The organism is Actinoplanes sp. NPDC051513 (assembly GCF_044454685.1).
Taxonomy (GTDB): Bacteria; Actinomycetota; Actinomycetes; order Mycobacteriales; family Micromonosporaceae; genus Actinoplanes.
The window spans coordinates 677791-693700 of sequence record NZ_JBITDW010000004.1; the positions used below are offsets into that span (position 1 = coordinate 677791).

General features: G+C 70.3%; 12 protein-coding genes and 1 pseudogene. 9 read left to right on the top strand and 4 right to left on the bottom strand.

Going from position 1 to position 15910, the window contains the following annotated elements; all coding sequences use genetic code 11:
* Positions 1-7: 7 nt before the first annotated feature.
* Positions 8-733, top strand: a pseudogene (locus ACIA5D_RS17620) (alpha/beta fold hydrolase); the annotation flags it as partial.
* A gap of 258 nt (positions 734-991) precedes the next feature.
* Positions 992-1345 carry a 4-carboxymuconolactone decarboxylase gene (gene pcaC, locus ACIA5D_RS17625; protein WP_396031011.1) on the top strand — a complete coding sequence of 118 codons (354 nt, stop codon included), beginning with the start codon at positions 992-994 and terminating at the stop codon, positions 1343-1345.
* Positions 1346-1359: 14 nt separating this feature from the next.
* On the opposite strand, the gene ACIA5D_RS17630 is transcribed toward pcaC, so the two are convergent.
* From ACIA5D_RS17630 to ACIA5D_RS17640, 3 genes are all read right to left on the bottom strand, one after another.
* Positions 1360-2970 carry a methyl-accepting chemotaxis protein gene (locus tag ACIA5D_RS17630; protein WP_396031012.1) on the bottom strand — a complete coding sequence of 537 codons (1611 nt, stop codon included), beginning with the start codon at positions 2968-2970 and terminating at the stop codon, positions 1360-1362.
* Between the two features lie 54 nt (positions 2971-3024).
* Positions 3025-4230, bottom strand: coding sequence for an MFS transporter (locus ACIA5D_RS17635; RefSeq protein ID WP_396030984.1), 1206 nt, complete (start codon positions 4228-4230; stop codon positions 3025-3027).
* A 92-nt stretch (positions 4231-4322) separates the two neighbouring features.
* The gene (locus ACIA5D_RS17640) at positions 4323-5294 is read right to left on the bottom strand and encodes a LysR family transcriptional regulator (protein WP_396031013.1); all 972 of its coding nucleotides are present in this window, start codon (positions 5292-5294) and stop codon (positions 4323-4325) included.
* A gap of 84 nt (positions 5295-5378) precedes the next feature.
* Between ACIA5D_RS17640 and ACIA5D_RS17645 the strand changes: the two genes are divergently transcribed.
* The 7 genes from ACIA5D_RS17645 (at position 5379) to ACIA5D_RS17675 (ending at position 13835) form a co-directional block, all read left to right on the top strand.
* The gene (locus tag ACIA5D_RS17645; RefSeq protein ID WP_396030985.1) at positions 5379-6509 is read left to right on the top strand and encodes an FAD-dependent monooxygenase; all 1131 of its coding nucleotides are present in this window, start codon (positions 5379-5381) and stop codon (positions 6507-6509) included.
* A 50-nt stretch (positions 6510-6559) separates the two neighbouring features.
* Positions 6560-7498 (top strand): VOC family protein, encoded by a 939-nt coding sequence (locus ACIA5D_RS17650; protein WP_396030986.1) that lies wholly within the window; start codon positions 6560-6562, stop codon positions 7496-7498.
* Positions 7498-8421: a fumarylacetoacetate hydrolase family protein gene (locus ACIA5D_RS17655; RefSeq protein WP_396030987.1), complete on the top strand. Its 924-nt coding sequence runs from the start codon at positions 7498-7500 to the stop codon at positions 8419-8421. Before ACIA5D_RS17650 ends, ACIA5D_RS17655 begins: the two co-directional genes overlap by 1 nt.
* A complete protein-coding gene (locus ACIA5D_RS17660; protein ID WP_396030989.1) occupies positions 8421-9611 on the top strand; it encodes an alpha/beta hydrolase family protein in 1191 nt (396 codons plus the stop codon). Before ACIA5D_RS17655 ends, ACIA5D_RS17660 begins: the two co-directional genes overlap by 1 nt.
* Positions 9608-10582, top strand: coding sequence for a cyclase family protein (locus ACIA5D_RS17665; protein WP_396030990.1), 975 nt, complete (start codon positions 9608-9610; stop codon positions 10580-10582). The genes ACIA5D_RS17660 and ACIA5D_RS17665 overlap by 4 nt, the downstream gene beginning before the upstream one ends.
* Positions 10583-10765: 183 nt before the next feature.
* Positions 10766-11986 carry a phosphatase PAP2 family protein gene (locus tag ACIA5D_RS17670; RefSeq protein ID WP_396030991.1) on the top strand — a complete coding sequence of 407 codons (1221 nt, stop codon included), beginning with the start codon at positions 10766-10768 and terminating at the stop codon, positions 11984-11986.
* Positions 11987-12119: 133 nt separating this feature from the next.
* Positions 12120-13835, top strand: a complete 1716-nt coding sequence (locus ACIA5D_RS17675) for a SulP family inorganic anion transporter (RefSeq protein WP_396030992.1) — start codon at positions 12120-12122, stop codon at positions 13833-13835.
* 16 nt (positions 13836-13851) lie between these two features.
* Here the strand turns inward: ACIA5D_RS17675 and ACIA5D_RS17680 are convergent, their stop codons facing one another.
* On the bottom strand, positions 13852-15465 hold the full coding sequence (locus ACIA5D_RS17680; RefSeq protein WP_396030993.1) for an amidohydrolase: 1614 nt from the start codon (positions 15463-15465) through the stop codon (positions 13852-13854).
* Positions 15466-15910 lie beyond the last annotated feature (445 nt).

Sequence of the window (15910 nt, forward strand, 5' to 3'; positions counted from 1 at the left end):
AGAAGCCATGCTGACCGCCGTCACGCTCCACGAATCGCCGGGTCGGCCGCTGCTGCTGCTCGGCCCGTCCCTGGGCACGTCGGCCGAAACCCTCTGGGCGCGCTGTGTCGCGCTGTTGCGCGGCGACTACCACGTCGTCGGCTGGGATCTGCCCGGCCACGGCCGCAGCGCTCCCGCCTCCTCCGGCTTCGGGGTTCCCGGTCTCGCCAAATACGTGCTCGAGCTGGCCGACCGCGTGCGGCCGGGCGAGTCGTTCCTCTACGCCGGCGACTCGGCCGGCGGCGCGGTCGGACTCCAGCTGTTGCTCGACGCGCCGCAACGGGTCGAGGCGGCCGTGCTGCTCTGCACCGGCGCGAAGATCGGGGAGGCCGCCGGCTGGCGGCAGCGCGCCGAGACGGTCCGCTCCGCCGGCACCCACGCCGTGGTGGCCGGCTCGATCCAGCGCTGGTTCTCGCCCGGCTTCCCCGAACGCGAGCCCGAGGTCGCGCAGGCGCTGCTCGGCGCGCTGCGTGCGGCCGACCCGGAAAGCTACTCGCTGGTCTGCGAGGCGCTGGCCACCTTCGACGTACGCGATCGCCTCGGTGAGATCGACGCGCCCGTCCTCGCCGTCGCGGGCGCCGACGATCAGCCCACGCCACCCGCCGGCCTGGAACTGATCGCCGAGACCGTGCGGAACGGCCGTCTCGTGGTGCTCGACAACGTGGCCCATCTGGCGCCGGCGGAGCGACCGGCCGACGTGGCGGCTCTCCTCGACGAGCATTTCGCGCGCGGCGAGGGCGAGTCTTTCGCGGGCGGCGAGGGCGAGCCTTTCGTGGGCGGCGAGGGCGAGTCTTTCGCGGGCGGCGAGGGCGAGTCTTTCGTGGGCGGCGAGGGCGAGTCTTTCGCGGGCGGCGAGGGCGAGTCTTTCGCGGGCGGCGAGGGCGAGTCTTTCGCGCGCGGCGGCGATGGCGTCGCCGGCGGCCGCACGATCGATGACATTCGCGCCGGCGGCATGGCGGTGCGGCGGGCCGTTCTGGGTGATGCGCACGTCGACCGGGCCGTGGCGGGGATCACGCCGTTCACGCGTGACTTTCAGGAGCTCATCACGGCGTACGCGTGGGGGGAGATCTGGACCCGCCCCGGCCTGGACCGCCGCAGTCGCTCGATGATCACCATGACCGCGCTGGTGGCCCTCGGCCACCACGAGGAGCTCGCCATGCACGTGCGGGCGGCGCGCACCAACGGCCTCACCGACGACGAGATCAAAGAGGTGCTGTTGCAGGCAGCGATCTACTGCGGCGTCCCGGCTGCGAACACCGCGTTCCGCATCGCGCAGCGCGTCCTGGACGAGATGAACTCGGATTGACCCGCACCGGGCGGCTAGACGCGGAACTGGCCGACGAGGACGCGCAGGCCGTTGCTCAGCTGGGACAGCTCCTGCGTCGCCTCCTGGATGTCGATCACGCCGCTGGTCGTGGTCTGTGCGCCCGACGAGATGGTGGCGATGTTGGCGGCGATGTCGGCCGAGCTGGTCGTCGACTCGCTGATGCTGCGGCTCATCTCGTCGGTCGTGGCCGTCTGCTGCGTCACCGCCGTGGAGATCTCGGTCTGGAAGTGGCCCAGGCGCCCGGCTATCTCGACAATCTCCCCGATCGCCTCGGTCGCCATGGTCGTGTCGTGCTGGATGCTCTGGACCTTCGCGGTGATGTCGTCCGTCGCGCCCTCGGTCTCCTGGGCCAGCTCCTTCACCTCGCCGGCGACCACCGCGAAACCCTTGCCCGACTCGCCGGCCCGCGCGGCCTCGATGGTGGCGTTGAGCGCCAGCAGATTGGTCTGCTGGGCGATCGCGGTGATGACCCGGACCGTCTCGCCGATCTCCTGGCTCGTGGTGGCGAGGCGGCCGATCACTTCCTGCGTCGCGCGGGCGGCCCGCAAGCTCTGCTCGCAGACGCGGCCGGCCTCGGTGGCCGTGCCGGCGATCTGCTGGAGGGAGCCGCCCATCGACGAGGTGCTGGCGGCGACCGTACGGACGCTGGCCGCCACCTCGTCGGCCGCCTGCACCACGTCGCCGGACTGCCGGGACGTCGCCTTCGCGTTCACCATGATCTGGATGGCGGTGGCGGTGAGTTTCTCGCTGGCGTGCGTGACCGTCGACGCCGACGCGCCGATCTCGCGGACCGTCGCGGCGATCTTGTCGACGAACAGGTTGAACGAGCGGCTCACGTCGGTGAACTGGTCGTGCCCGCTGGTCTCGAGGCGTTTGGTCAGGTCGCCCTCGCCCTCGGCGATGTCGGCGAGGCGGTCACCGAGAGCCCCTAGCGGCCGGATGATCGACAGCGCCGTCAGGATCGCGAACACGATCGAGACGAGCACAGTCAGGCACCCGACGAGCGTGGCGACGTGGCTGGCCCGGTTCGCCGTGTCGTCCGCCCGCTTGTGCGCGACCGCCTCGTGCTGGCGCGCGCTCTCCAGCAGCCGGTCGACGCCGCCGGCGATCACCGCGTACAGGTCGAGGCCCGGCCCGGCGACCAGGTCGTTCGCCACGTCGATCTGCGCGGGCGTGCCGGCCCGGTAGGCGGCGATCACCTCGTCGTCCATGTCCTGGAACTGCTGGAATGTGTCCCGGATCAGGGTCACGTCCTTCAGCTCGGCGGCGGTCAGCGGCAGGGCCGTGAGCGCGTCGATCTCCTTGACGAAACTTTCCATCGACTTGAGGAACGCGGCCCGCTCGGGCGCCGTGTCCGCGGTCGCGGACGGGGCGCCGCGGACGATGTTGAAGGCGTAGCCGGCCTGCCAGCCGCTGACGTCGGTGACCCGGTACTTGAGTTGCTGGACCGCGTCGAGCTGAGCCTGCGACCGGGCCAGGGCCTGGGCGGTGGCGCGGGTGGTGTTCGCCGACCACACGGCGGCCACCCACATGGCGACGACGCACAGCGCCAGGATCGCGAATCCCGCGACCAGGCGCGGCGTCACCCGCACTCGCCGAAGCATGTTCACCGCGACCATGCTATCCAGCCAATTCACCCGAAAAGGCGATAAGTCATTTTACGACGTGACGTCGAGCGGCGCCGACGACCGCGGCACCACCACCAGCGTGACCACGGCGAGCACCGCGGCGACGACGGCGAGCACGCCGAGCCCGGGCTGGAGACCGCCGGCCGCCGCCCCGAACGCCGCCACCAGCAGCGGCGACGCGAACTCCCCGACGAAGAGGAAGCCGGTCCACAGCCCGGTGCCCCGCCCGCGCTGCTCGAACCGCAGCCGGTTGGTGGCCCAGGTCAGCAGCACCGGCAGCAGCAGGCCCGTCCCGGCGCCCGTCACCATCGCGCCCACCGTCACCACCGCCACGTTTCCGGCCGCGAAAACGATCGCGAGACCCACGGCGGACAACCCGAAAGCGATCGGCAGCAGCGTGCGCGGTCGCCGCCCGGAAAGTTTCCCGAACGACGCCGACCCGGCCGCCGTCGCGAGGGACATGGCCGCGCTGACCCCGCCGATCGCCGCGCTCGACGTGACGCCGAGGTCGTCGAGCACGAACGAAAGCTGCAAGATCAGGGCGTAGAAGACGACGCCGCCGGCCAGCGTGATCAGACAGGGGACCAGGAGCGAGCGCCAGGGGAGCGGCGGCAGTTTCGCCGGCTTCGGGCCGGACGCGGGCTGCCACAGCAGGCGGGCCATCGGCACCACGAGAACCAGCGCCACCAGGTACACCCAGAACGGCGTACGCCATCCCGCCGAGCCCAACGCGCCGCCCAGCGCGAGAAAAGCGGTCGCCGCCAGTGTCGCGGCCAGGGTTTGCAGGCCGAGGTAGCGGCTGCGCCGCGGACCGGACCAGTAGTCGGCGATCAGCGTCGTGCAGCACGTCATGATCGCCGCCTCGCACAGACCCACAACGGCCCGGCTCGCGATGATCGCGCCGAGCGAGTCCAGGTAGAGCGGCGCGGTCCCGGCGAGCGCGTAGACCACCAGGGCGACGATCAGCAGCCGCTTGCGGTCGATCGCGTCGATGACCAGGCCGGCGAACGGCGCGGTCAGCCCGATGATCAGCGCGGGGACGGTGAGGACGATCGGCACCAGCACGTCGGCGCCCGCCACCCCGGCGAAGTGGTCCTCCATCTTCGGCAGGACCGGCGCGATCAGCACGGCGCCGAGCACCGCGAGGCAGCTTCCGGCCAGCAGCAGGGCGAGCTGGGCGGGCCCGGCCTGCCGCTGCGGTGGTGTCTCGACGGGAGTGTCCAGGTGTGACGACATTGCGCAGTGGCCCTTCGACGGTGGAGACGCAGGTCACACCGGACTATCGGGGGACACGGGTGATCAGAGGAAGAGCGATTGTCCGATAGCGCTCATAAACCAGGCTGATGGCCCGCGAGTTCGGCACCGGCCGACGCGAGCACGCCACGCAGCCAGACGTGGGCCGGGTCGTTCGAGTAGATGGGGTGCCACCAGAAGGCCTCGGCGAGCGGCACGACATCGAAAGGACACGGCAATACGCGTACGCCCGCGGGTTTCGCCAATCGGAGAGCCAGACGTTCCTGCAGCAGCGCGACCCGCCGGGTTCCCGCGACCAGAAAAGGCATCGGCAGAAACCCGTCGGCGACGACCTCGACACGCGGCTCGATGCCCAGCATCCGCATCTGTTGCGCGGCCGGTGCGAAAGCCGTCCGCAGGTTGTACAGGACCACCCAGGGCAGCTCGGCCAGCTGCTCGAGCGTCAGCTGGGGGCCGACCAGATCGTTGTCCGCCGACACGATGCAGACCCAGCGGTCCTCGTAGAGATCGAGGTACGGGATGTCGGTGAGAAACCCGTGCGGCAGCAGCAGCCCGTCCGCCGTCCGCAGGGTGTCGGCGGCGTGGTCCACGGTGTAGGGAGTCGTCCATTGCAACCGGAGCCGTACGCCCGGCGCCTGCGCGGCCAGCCGCCGGGAGAGAACGGGCCCGAGCACGGTCGCCGCGTAATCCGACGTGATGAGGGTGAATTCCCGCTCCACGTCGGACGGATCGAAATCCGGCGTCACGTCGAAGACCCGGCGCACCCCCGCGAGCGCCGGCCCGGTGAGGGCGAGCAGTTGCGCGGCGAGCGGGGTGAGCTCGTAGCGGTTGCCGGCCCGGGCCAGCAACGGATCGCCGAAATGGCGGCGCAGCCGGGCCAGCGCGGCGCTCACCGCCGGCTGGCTCACCCCGGCCGCCTCGGCGGTGCGCGTGACATTCCGCTCCCGCAGGAGCGCGTCGAGGGTGACCAGCAGGTTCAGATCGAGATTCGCGAGCATCCGGTCGACCGGCACCGCCGCAGTATAAGCACGGCTGATGGCCAGCATCACCAGTTGGCTCTTTCCTGATGACGCGGCGGTGCCGGACAGTGGTCGCAGTCACATCGCCGGCGAAACAGAGGGGAAACGATCGTGCCCGCCGTTCGCAACGTTCTCGTGGTCGGCGGTGGCGCCGCCGGCGCTGCCGCCGCGATCCTGCTCGCCGATGGCGGCGTCTCGGTCGAGCTCATCGACATCAAGCCCGACATCTCCGCGCTGGGATCGGGAATCACCCTGCAGGGCAACGCGCTGCGGGTGCTCCGGTCGCTCGGCGTCGGGGATCAGGTCAAGGAGCACGGGTACGCGTTCGACACGCTCGGCCTGCGCGCGCCCGACCCGGACGGCACCCTGATCGCCGAGCTCGACGACATCCGCACCGGTGGCCCCGACCTGCCCGCCACGCTCGGCATGTACCGGCCGACGCTCGCGAAGTTGATGCTGGATCGCGCCGCCTCGGTCGGCGTGAAAATTCGCTTCGGAACCACGTACACCGCGCTCGACCAGGACGAAACCGGGGTCGCGGCAACTTTCGCGGACGGCTCGGCCGGGCGTTACGACCTGGTGATCGGCGCTGACGGCATACGCTCGTGGACCCGCCGCATGCTCGGGGTCAACCTCGAGACCCACAGCGTCGGCATGGGCATCTGGCGCGCGTTCACCGCGCGGCCGGCGAGCGTCACCCGTACCGACCTGTTCTACGGCGGTCCCAGCTACATCGCCGGCTACTGCCCGACGGGGGAGGACACCCTTTACGCGTACGTCGTGGAGGACGCCCAGGACCGCAGCACGCTGTCCCCCGGTGAGTCGCTCGAGGTGATTCGCTCACTTTCGCGGGCTTACCACGGTCCGTGGGACGACATCCGCACGACGCTGACCGATCCGTCCCGGGTCAACTACACCTGGTTCGAGAGCCACGTGCTCGACGCGCCCTGGAACCGTGGCCGGGTCGTGCTGATCGGCGACGCCGCCCACGCCTGCCCGCCCACCCTCGCGCAGGGCGCCGCGCAGGCCCTCGAGGACGCGGCGGTCCTCGCCGAGCTGCTGCTGGCCCACGACGCGCTGAGCGACGACTTGTGGCAGGTGTTCACGGACCGCCGCTTCGAGCGCGCGAAAGCTGTCGTCGAGGGTTCGCTCCAGCTCTGCCGCTGGCTGCTCGACCACGAGCGCGGCGACGTTCCCGGCCTGATGGGCCGGATCTCCCACCTGTTGATGCAGCCGGCCTGAGCCATCCAACCGCCCCACCCGCCGCCCACAAACGACTGAAGGCCCTCCCGATGAACGAGCGACTGATCACCCATCTGCGCCACGTCGATCTGGCAGTGCCGGACTACGACAAGCAATTCCGCTTCTACACCGAGATGTGGGGCCTCGACCCGACGATCGCCGACGACGGGATCGCCTTTCTCGCGGCGGCAGGATCGCCCGAGCAATATTCCGTACGCCTTCGTCGCGCGGCCGAGAAGCGATTGGACCTCATCGCGTTCGGGGCCGCGACGCCCGCCGCTGTCGATGCGCTGGCCGCCCGGTTGGGGGCCGACGGCGTCCAGCTCGTTTCCGAGCCGGGCAAGATGCAGACCCCCGGCGGCGGTTACGGTTTCCGGTTCTTCGACAACGACGGCCGTACGGTCGAGGTCTCCGCCGACGTCGAGGTCCGCGCCCACCGCAAGGTGGAGGCCGGGGAATCCGTTCCCGTGAAGCTCTCCCACGTCGTCATCAACTCGCCGAACCCGGAAGCGACGGTCGCCTTCTACAACAAGCACCTGTCGTTCGCGCTCTCGGACACGCTCATGCACCCGCGCATGGGCGAGATGATGTGGTTCCTGCGCACCAACCGCTATCACCACAGCCTCGCCGTGGCCCGCGGCCCGCACGTCGCCCTGCATCACGCCTCGTTCGAGCTGCGCGGCATCGACGAATACATGCGCGGGACCGGGCGGTTGCTGCGCGCCGGCGTCGAAAAGGTGTGGGGGCCCGGCCGGCACATGGCCGGCAACAACACGTTCAGCTATTTCCTCGACCCGCACGGCAACACCATCGAATACACGACCGAGCTCGAGCAGCTGGACGAGGACGCCTGGCATCCGCATCTCTACGACTTCTCCGACCCCATGGTCTCCGATCAATGGGGAACGGCGAACCCGATGAACGAGTTCGTGGCCAAGCAGTCGTTCAACGACCCCGACCGCGGCGTGTTCGTCGCCCCTCCGGTCTGATGCGGCTCGCGACGTTCATGGCCGGTGACGGCGTCGTGCGGTCCGGCGTCGTCCGCGGCGACCGGGCGCATCCGTTCGCCGGCTCGCTGACCGTTCTCGACGCCGTCCGGCTGGGTGTCGAGGGCGCGGCCGTGCTGGACGTGCTCGGCGGCGTACCCCTGGAAAGTGTGCAATTGCTGGCGCCGCTGCAGCCTCCGTCCTTCCGCGACTTCGTCGCGTTCGAAGAGCATGTCGCGGGAGTGCGGCGCAGCATCGACGGTCGCGGTGGGGTGCCGGATGCCTGGTACGACGCGCCGACGTTCTATTTCACCAATCCGCACACGCTGATCGGGCCCGACGCGGACGTGCCGTTCCCGGCCGCGTCGGTGGCCCGCGATTTCGAGCTCGAGGTCGCGGCGGTGGCCGGGCCCGGCGCGACGATTTTCGGGTACACGATCTTCAATGACTGGTCGGCCCGGGATCTGCAGAGCCGCGAGATGCAGGTCAATCTCGGCCCGGCCAAGGGGAAGGACTTCGCCGGCAGCCTCGGCCCGTGGCTGGTGACGGCCGACTCGTTCGAGTCGTTCAAGGACGACGACGGCTTTCTCGAGCTCTTGTGCACCGCTTCGGTCAATGGGGTCGAGGTCGGGAGGGATCTGCTCTCACACATGGGCTGGACGTTCGAGACGATGCTCGCCTATGCCGCCCGGGACAGCCGGGTCGTGCCGGGCGACATCCTCGGATCGGGAACGGTCGGCAACGGCGGATGCCTGGCCGAACTGTGGGGCCGCTCCGGCGCGCAGGAACCGCCGCCGTTGCGCGACGGCGATGTGGTGAGGCTGACCGTTGAGGGCATCGGCAGCCTCACCAACCGGGTCGTCTCCGCGCCGCCGGCCGCGCCGATCCCGCCGGTCCGCCGCTCACTCGGAAAGGTGAATCCGTAATGTTCGAATACTTCCCCGGCAATTACGTCTGGAATCTGGGCGTGGTGGCCGCGCTGAACAGCGGCGGGCTGATCGACGAGGTCGACCGGGCGTGCCGGCCCATCCGCGAGCTCGCGGCGCAGGGGTCGGACGTCGGCACCGGTGAGTTCATGGCGTCGTGGACGGCGGTCGTGGACGACCTGGTTTCGCTGGCCGCGGCGGACGAGGCGGCGGGAAACCTGCGGTCGGCGGGGCAGAAATATTTCCGCGCCACGAACTACCTGACCCAGGCCGAACGGATGCAGAGCGCGCACTCGCCGGACCGGCGGGCGGTGTACCAGCGCTGCCTGGATCTGGCGCAGAAGGCGTTCGACCTGCTCGACCCGGGCGTCTCGCGGGTAGCGGTGCCTTTCGAGGGAACTTTCCTGCCGGCCTACTTCATGTCGGCGGGACCGGGCGCGCCCTGCATGATCATGTGGAACGGGCTCGACTCGACCAAGGAACACATGTACGTGTCGGGGTTCCCGCAGGAGCTGCGCGAACGCGGCATCTCGACGCTGATGGTCGACTGCCCGGGCAGCGGGGAGGCGCTGCGGTTCGGCGGGCTCACCGCGCGGGTGGAGACCGAGGACTGGGCGGCGGCCTGCGTCGACCACCTGCTCGAGCGCGGGGACGTGGACACATCGCGGATCGGGCTGGTGGGGTGGTCGCTGGGCGGGTACTACGCGCCGCGGGCGGCCGCGTTCGAGAAGCGGCTGGCGCTGTGCGTGGCGTGGGGGGCCAACCACAACTGGGGTGAGGTGCAGTTGCGGCGGCTCGAACGCGAGGGCGAGAACCCGGTGCCGCATTACTGGGACCACGTGATGTGGGTCTGGGGCGCGCCGGACATCGACACCTTCATCAAGAAGGCCGCCGACGTGCACCTGGACGGGGTCGTCGAACAGATCACGGTGCCGTTCCTGATCGCCCACGGCGAGAACGACCGGCAGATCCCGCTCAAGTACGCGCACCGGTCCTACGAGCAGGCGGTTGCCTCGCCGCGGCGGGAACTGCGGATCTTCACGCCGGCCGAGGGCGGGGCCGAGCACATCGGGCTCGATCATCTGCCGCACATGAGCGTGTTCATCGCCGACTGGATCGCTGCGCAGTTTGCGGCGCCTGGTCCTCCGGACGGCGCGCAGAATCCGGGTCCCTCCGGGACCAGCGCATGAGCGCGCTTCCTGATCGCGCCGACCCGGAGGGCGCCATCGCCGCCGCCGCGAAGCGGAACTCCAACTGGGGGCGGTGGGGCCCCGACGACGTACGCGGAACGATGAATTTCCTGACCGACGAGAAGCGCCGTTCCGCCGCGGAGCTGATCCGGCGCGGGGTGTCGTTCTCGCTGGCGCAATCCTTCGACATGGACGGGCCGCAGAAGGGGTGGCGTCGCCGCACCAACCCGGTGCACACGATGCTGGACACCGGAATGGACGCGGCGGCCGGCATCCAGGGCTTCCCGCACGGGATCGGCGGCGCCGACGACGTCATCGCCATGCCGCTGCAGTGCTCGACGCAGTGGGACGGGCTCGGGCACATCTTCGACCACGGCAACGCCTGGAACGGCCGGCCGGCCGCCACCACGGTCACGAGCCTCGGCGACAACGCGACCGGCATCGAGACGGTCGCCGGCGTGATCGCCGGCCGGGGAGTGCTTCTGGACATGGGCCGCTGCTTCGGCACGGACGGCGAGCTGCCGGACGGCTTCGCCATCACCGCCGGCCACCTGGCTTCGACGATCGAACGCCAGGGCGTCTCGTCGGCGGTCGGCCGCGGCGACATCGTCGTGATCCGCACCGGGCAGCTCGCGCGGTGCCGGCGCGAGGGCTGGGGCGACTACGCCGGCGGTCCCGCGCCCGGCCTGTCGTTCACGACGGCCGACTGGCTGCACGACACCGAGATCGCCGCGATCGCGACCGACACCTGGGGTTTCGAGGTGCGGCCGAACGAGTTCGACGTGGCCTTCCAGCCGCTGCACCAGGTGGCGATCCCGCACATCGGCCTCTTCATCGGCGAGATGTGGGACCCGGACGCCCTCGCCGTCGACTGCGCGGCCGGCGGGGTCTACGACTTCTGGCTCACCGCGGCGCCGCTGCCGATCACCGGGGCGGTGGGGTCGCCGATCAACCCGATAGCGGTCAAATAGCGCTTTCCGCCCGCCCGTCGTCCCGCGTGAACGCGAGATGGCGGGCGGGTTGCTGTGCGTGGGCTGAGAGGGTGACTCAGCTCTCGCGCCTGGTCACTGCTCAGTGAGCAAGATCCGATCAATGCTGGAGGTCGGACCTCGGCTCGCCTGGCGCCTGCCGTTACGCCCCCACGGAGGTGCCACATGAAGCCGTCAGTGTTGCCGGCCACCCCGGTGTCCCTGTCGCGCCGGGCAACCATGCGGCGGGCACTCCGCGAGATCGTCTTCGTCGGGGTGCTGTTCCTCGCCTACAAGCTCGGCCGCATCCTCGTCGAGGGCCACGTAGGGGCGGCGCTTGCCAACGCGCAGAACGTGTGGGACTTCGAGCGCCTCGTCCACCTCCCCAGCGAGGCGTCGCTCCAGGCGAGCCTGTTGAGCCATACGTTCTGGGTCCGGGTCGCGAACTGCTTCTACGCGTACGTCCATTTCCCGGCCACCGCGGCCGCATTGATCTGGTTGTACCTCAAGCGGCCGGAGATCTACCTCTGGTTTCGCCGCACCCTCGCCTCGCTGACCGCGCTCGCGCTGGTGATCCACGCGCTGTTCCCGCTCGCCCCGCCGCGGATGCTGACCTCCGCCGGCATGGTCGACACCGGCCATCTGTACGGGCCGTCGGTCTACGGCTCGCCGAGCACCGACACGCTGAGCAACCAGTACGCCGCCATGCCCTCGCTGCACGTCGGATGGGCGCTTGCGGTGGCGATCGCGCTGATCGCCGCGACCCGTTCGCGGTGGCGGTGGCTGTGGCTGGCCCACCCGCTCGCCACCCTGACGGTGGTCGTGGTCACCGGCAACCACTACTGGCTGGACGCCATCGCGGCGGTCATGTTAGTGGCGATTGTCCTTGCCGTGGTGACGCCGCTGTCCCGCCAGCCTGCACTTTCGTCGCTGGATGCGGGGCAGGATGTTAGGGCCGATTCGCCCTGGCCCTCGCCGGTGGCCGTTGGGCTCGCTGCGATCGCCATGCCGTCCGCTGTCCTGCTTCTTCGGGGCGCGCCCGAGCTTGCCTTTGTCGCGCCTGCCTCGGTGGGCGGGCATCCGATCGCCGGGTGGAAGCTCGCGGACGGGCCGCGCCCGATCGCCGGGCGGACGCTGGGTCGCGCACCGGCCGAGCCGGTGGCCGGGAGACAGGCCTCGGCGCAGCGCCCGGTCGCCGGGATGCCGCCCGGTGGACGCCCGCGCGCCGTCCCGGGGCAACGCACGGTGGTGATGGCGGAGCCGGCGGATTCGTCGCGCGTTCCCGTCACGACCTGCGCACCGCGGGAGCGGATCGACGGCGACGCGGTGACCCGGCCGCCGGGCGGGCTCACGACGACTCGGCCCGGCCCGAGCGCGCCCCGGTCCCGCAATCCACACGCGCGCTGACGCCATCGGCCGGACCGTGGGTCGCCGGCGTCCGGTCATGCGCAATCCCGGTGACGGTGCGATGGCCGTACGCCAAAAAAGCCATCCCGAGCGGGTGGGTCGCCGAGCGCGAGTGTCGGGTTAGGTTCTGGTCGTGATCGACGTGCGTGGGTGGGTGCCGGGCATCCAGACGGTGACCACCTACAAGGTTTCCTGGCTGCCGCGCGACCTGGTGGCCGGGATCGTGCTGACCACGTTGCTGGTGCCGCAGGGCATGGCTTATGCGGAGCTCGCGGGTCTGCCGGCGATCACGGGGCTGTACACGTCGATCCTCTGCCTGCTCGCGTACGCGGTCTTCGGGCCTTCCCGGATCCTCGTTCTCGGGCCGGACTCGTCGCTCGGGCCGATGATCGCGACCGTGCTGATCGGCGCGCTCGGCGCCGGCGCGGACCCGGCCGAGGCGGTGGCGCTCGCCTCGACGCTCGGGCTGCTCGTGGGCGTGATGCTCGTGCTCGCGGGCGTGGCGAAACTGGGGTTCCTGGCCGATCTGCTGTCGCATCCGACGCAGGTCGGCTACATGAACGGGCTTGCGCTGACGATCCTGATCGGGCAGCTGCCGAAGCTGTTCGGGTTCTCGGTCGACGCGGACGGGATGATCGCCGAGGCGCGGGGATTCGTCGAGGGCGTCGCGGACGGCAAGATCGTGCCGGCGGCGGTCACGGTCGGCGTCCTCGGACTGGCCGTGATCGTGGCGCTGCGCCGGTGGGCCCCGCGGCTGCCGGGCGTGCTGATCGCGGTCGTCCTGTCGATCCTCGCCGTCGCGGTGTTCGGGCTCGAGGCGCGCGGCGTGGACACGGTCGGGGTGCTGCCGCAGGGGCTGCCGTCGTTCGAGCTGCCCTCGCTCGACCTGTCCGACCTGGGCATTCTCGCGGCCGGCGCGCTCGGCATCACGCTGGTCTCGCTCACCGACACGATCTCGACGGCGTCGGCGTTCGCGGCGCGCACCGGGCAGGAGGTGCGCGGCAACCAGGAGATGGTCGGCATCGGCGCGGCCAACGTCGCGGCCTCGTTCTTCCAGGGGTTCCCGGTCAGCACCAGCGGGTCGCGCACCGCGGTGGCGCAGCAGTCGGGGTCACGCACCCAGGTCACGGGCGTGGTGGGGGCGGTGGCGATCAGCCTGCTGCTGGTCTTCGCGCCCGGGCTGATGCGCGACCTGCCGCAGCCGACGCTGGCCGCGGTGGTGATCGCGGCGGCGCTGTCGCTGGCCGACTTCCCGGCGATGTCCCTGCTGTGGCGCCGGCGGCGGGTCGAGTTCTGGCTCGGGATCGCCGCGTTCCTCGGGGTGGCGATCCTCGGCGTGCTGCCCGGCATCGCGGTCGCGGTCGGGCTGTCGGTGCTCAACGTGTTCCGCAAGGTCTGGTGGCCGTACCAGGCGGTGCTCGGCCGGGCCGCCGGGGTGAGCGGGTACCACGACGTCAGCGTCTACCCCGACGCGGAGCGCCTGCCCGGCCTACTGCTGTTCCGCTTCGACGCGCCGCTGATCTTCGCGAACGCCCGGGTGTTCCGTGACCGCATCCGCGAGTTCGCCCGTACCGAGCCCGGCCTGAAGTGGATCGTCGTGGCCGCCGAGCCCATCACCGACGTCGACACGACGGCCGCGGACGTGCTGGAGGAGCTCGACCGGGAGCTGAACGAGCAGGGCATCAGCCTGGTCTTCGCCGAGATGAAAAGCCCGGTCCACGACAAGATCGACCGCTACCACCTGACCCGCACGATCGACCCGGGGCACTTCTTCCCGACGATCGAGGACGCGATCGCCGCGTTCCGCCGGGAGACCGGCGCCCAGTGGCCCGCGTCAGGCCCGCATTGACCCGCCTGGCTGCGCCCTACGCCTCGTACACCACCCGGCCGTCGACAAAGGTCAATGCGACCGCGGCATCGCCGATCTCGGCGGCCGGCGCGTCGAAGATGTCGCGGTCGAGGACGGTCAGGTCGGCGCGGAAACCGGGGCGGATGTCGCCCGTGTCGTCGAGCCGATTCACGTATGCCGATCCCGCGGTGTAGGCGCTCACCGCCGTACGCAGACTCAGTGCCTGATCCGGCAGAAAGCCGGCGGCATCGTCGCCGTGATGGACCCGATTGACCGCGACGTGAATGCCCTGGAGCGGGTCGGGCGTGCTCACCGGCCAATCGCTGCCGCCGGCCAGGCGTGCGCCCGCCCTGAACAGATCGCCGAACGGGTATTGCCATCCCGCGAGAGCCGGATCGAGGAACGGAATGGTCAGCTCGTCCATTTGCGGCTCGTGCGCCGCCCAATACGGCTGCATGTTCGCGGTCGCGCCGAGCGCGGCGAAACGCGGAACGTCGCCCGGATGCACGACCTGGAGGTGGGCGAGATGCGGACGGGTGTCACGCGCGCCGTTCGCGCGCCGGGCCGCCTCGATCGCGTCGAGGGCATTGCGCACCGCCTGATCACCCAGGGCATGAAAATGCGGCTGAAAACCAAGGGCATCAAGCTCACGCACGTACGCCGGGAGCAGTTCCGGATCGATGAAGGAGAGCCCGCGGTTCGTGGTGACGCAGCCGCAGTTGTCGCGATAGGGCTCGGTCATCGCGGCCGTGAAGTTCTCGGCTATGCCGTCGAGCATCAGCTTCACCGCATCGCAGCGGAGCCGGCCGGCCGTGAACCGCTCTCGTTTGGCCACCAGCTCGGGAATCTGCTCGGCGCCGCGATCACGATCCCACCAGAGCGCGCCCACAACGGTTGCGGTCAGGGCGTCGCTGCTCGCCGCGGAAAGGTATGCATCGGAGATGTCGTCGTAGCCGTTGGTCGCGCAGACCATGGCGTCCTGCCACGCGGTGATGCCCAGCGAATGCAGCAGCCGCTGCGCGCGGAGGAGGCCGGCCAGCCGCGCCTCGGCCGTGGTGGGCGGAACCTTCACCAGATCCATGGCGCCCTCCTGGAGAGCCCCGACCGGCTCACCACCGGGGGAGCGGTCGATGCGGCCGCTCGCCGGGTCGGGCGTATCGGCGGTGATGCCGGCGATCGCGAGGGCGCGGCTGTTCACCCAGGCGGCGTGGTGGTCGCGGTTGATCAGATACACCGGACGGTCGGGGACGACGCGATCGAGCAGGTCGCGGCTCGGCACGCCGCCTTCGAAGCTCTCCATCGCCCAGCCGCCGCCGACTATCCACTCGTCGTCGGGGTGCGCGGTCGCATAGGCCGCTATGCGACGGACGTACTCGTCCAGCTCGGTGGTGCCGGTCAGGTCGCACTGGCCGAGCTCGACGCCGCCCATGACGGCGTGGATGTGCGCATCCTGAAAACCGGCGAGCAGGAGGCGGCCCTGGAGGTCGACCACCTCGGTGCCGGGGCCGGCCATGTCGCGTGCGTCGTCGCCCACCGCGACGGTGCGGCCGTCGCGCACGGCCACCGGGTCGGAGCGCCGCTCGCCGCCGGTGAACACCGGGCCGCCATGGAAGACGAGGTCAGCTTGCATGTCACGCTCCGATCGCTGGACTTGGCGGGCATCGTACGGGCGGGGTCCGACAAGACCTGGCGGGCGTCCCCACCGAAAGGGTGGGGGCGATTTGGCGCCCGCGGAAGCAGCCTGTAGTGTTCTACGAGCCGCCAGGGAGACGGGCGAGCGATGCGGAGGCCTTCGGGCCGGCGCAGCGGCCGTCCTGGAGGCAGCCCCGAGGAATGATCGCGGATAACACCGTGTATTGTTTCGCGGGTCGGTACGAAAGCCCCGAGGGCAGTTCAACACGGGTGCGGTTGTTCTTTGAGAACTCAACAGGGTGCTTGTAAAGCCAGTGCCAATAGTTTTATACCCCGGGACCCTTTTGGGGGTCTTGGATTCCTTTGGCAACATTTGTTTGTTGCCGGGACAGTTTTCCAAGGTTTTTGTTGGAGAGTTTGATCCTGGCTCAGGACGAACGCTG

Bases quoted from the DNA above. Each gene is read 5' to 3' on its own strand.
- pcaC (WP_396031011.1), top strand. From the start codon at position 992: ATGGCGGTGCGGCGGGCCGTTCTGGGTGATGCGCACGTCGACCGGGCC.
- ACIA5D_RS17630 (WP_396031012.1), bottom strand. From the start codon at position 2,970: ATGCTTCGGCGAGTGCGGGTGACGCCGCGCCTGGTCGCGGGATTCGCG.
- ACIA5D_RS17635 (WP_396030984.1), bottom strand. From the start codon at position 4,230: ATGTCGTCACACCTGGACACTCCCGTCGAGACACCACCGCAGCGGCAG.
- ACIA5D_RS17640 (WP_396031013.1), bottom strand. From the start codon at position 5,294: ATGCTGGCCATCAGCCGTGCTTATACTGCGGCGGTGCCGGTCGACCGG.
- ACIA5D_RS17650 (WP_396030986.1), top strand. From the start codon at position 6,560: ATGAACGAGCGACTGATCACCCATCTGCGCCACGTCGATCTGGCAGTG.
- ACIA5D_RS17655 (WP_396030987.1), top strand. From the start codon at position 7,498: ATGCGGCTCGCGACGTTCATGGCCGGTGACGGCGTCGTGCGGTCCGGC.
- ACIA5D_RS17660 (WP_396030989.1), top strand. From the start codon at position 8,421: ATGTTCGAATACTTCCCCGGCAATTACGTCTGGAATCTGGGCGTGGTG.
- ACIA5D_RS17665 (WP_396030990.1), top strand. From the start codon at position 9,608: ATGAGCGCGCTTCCTGATCGCGCCGACCCGGAGGGCGCCATCGCCGCC.
- ACIA5D_RS17670 (WP_396030991.1), top strand. From the start codon at position 10,766: ATGAAGCCGTCAGTGTTGCCGGCCACCCCGGTGTCCCTGTCGCGCCGG.
- ACIA5D_RS17680 (WP_396030993.1), bottom strand. From the start codon at position 15,465: ATGCAAGCTGACCTCGTCTTCCATGGCGGCCCGGTGTTCACCGGCGGC.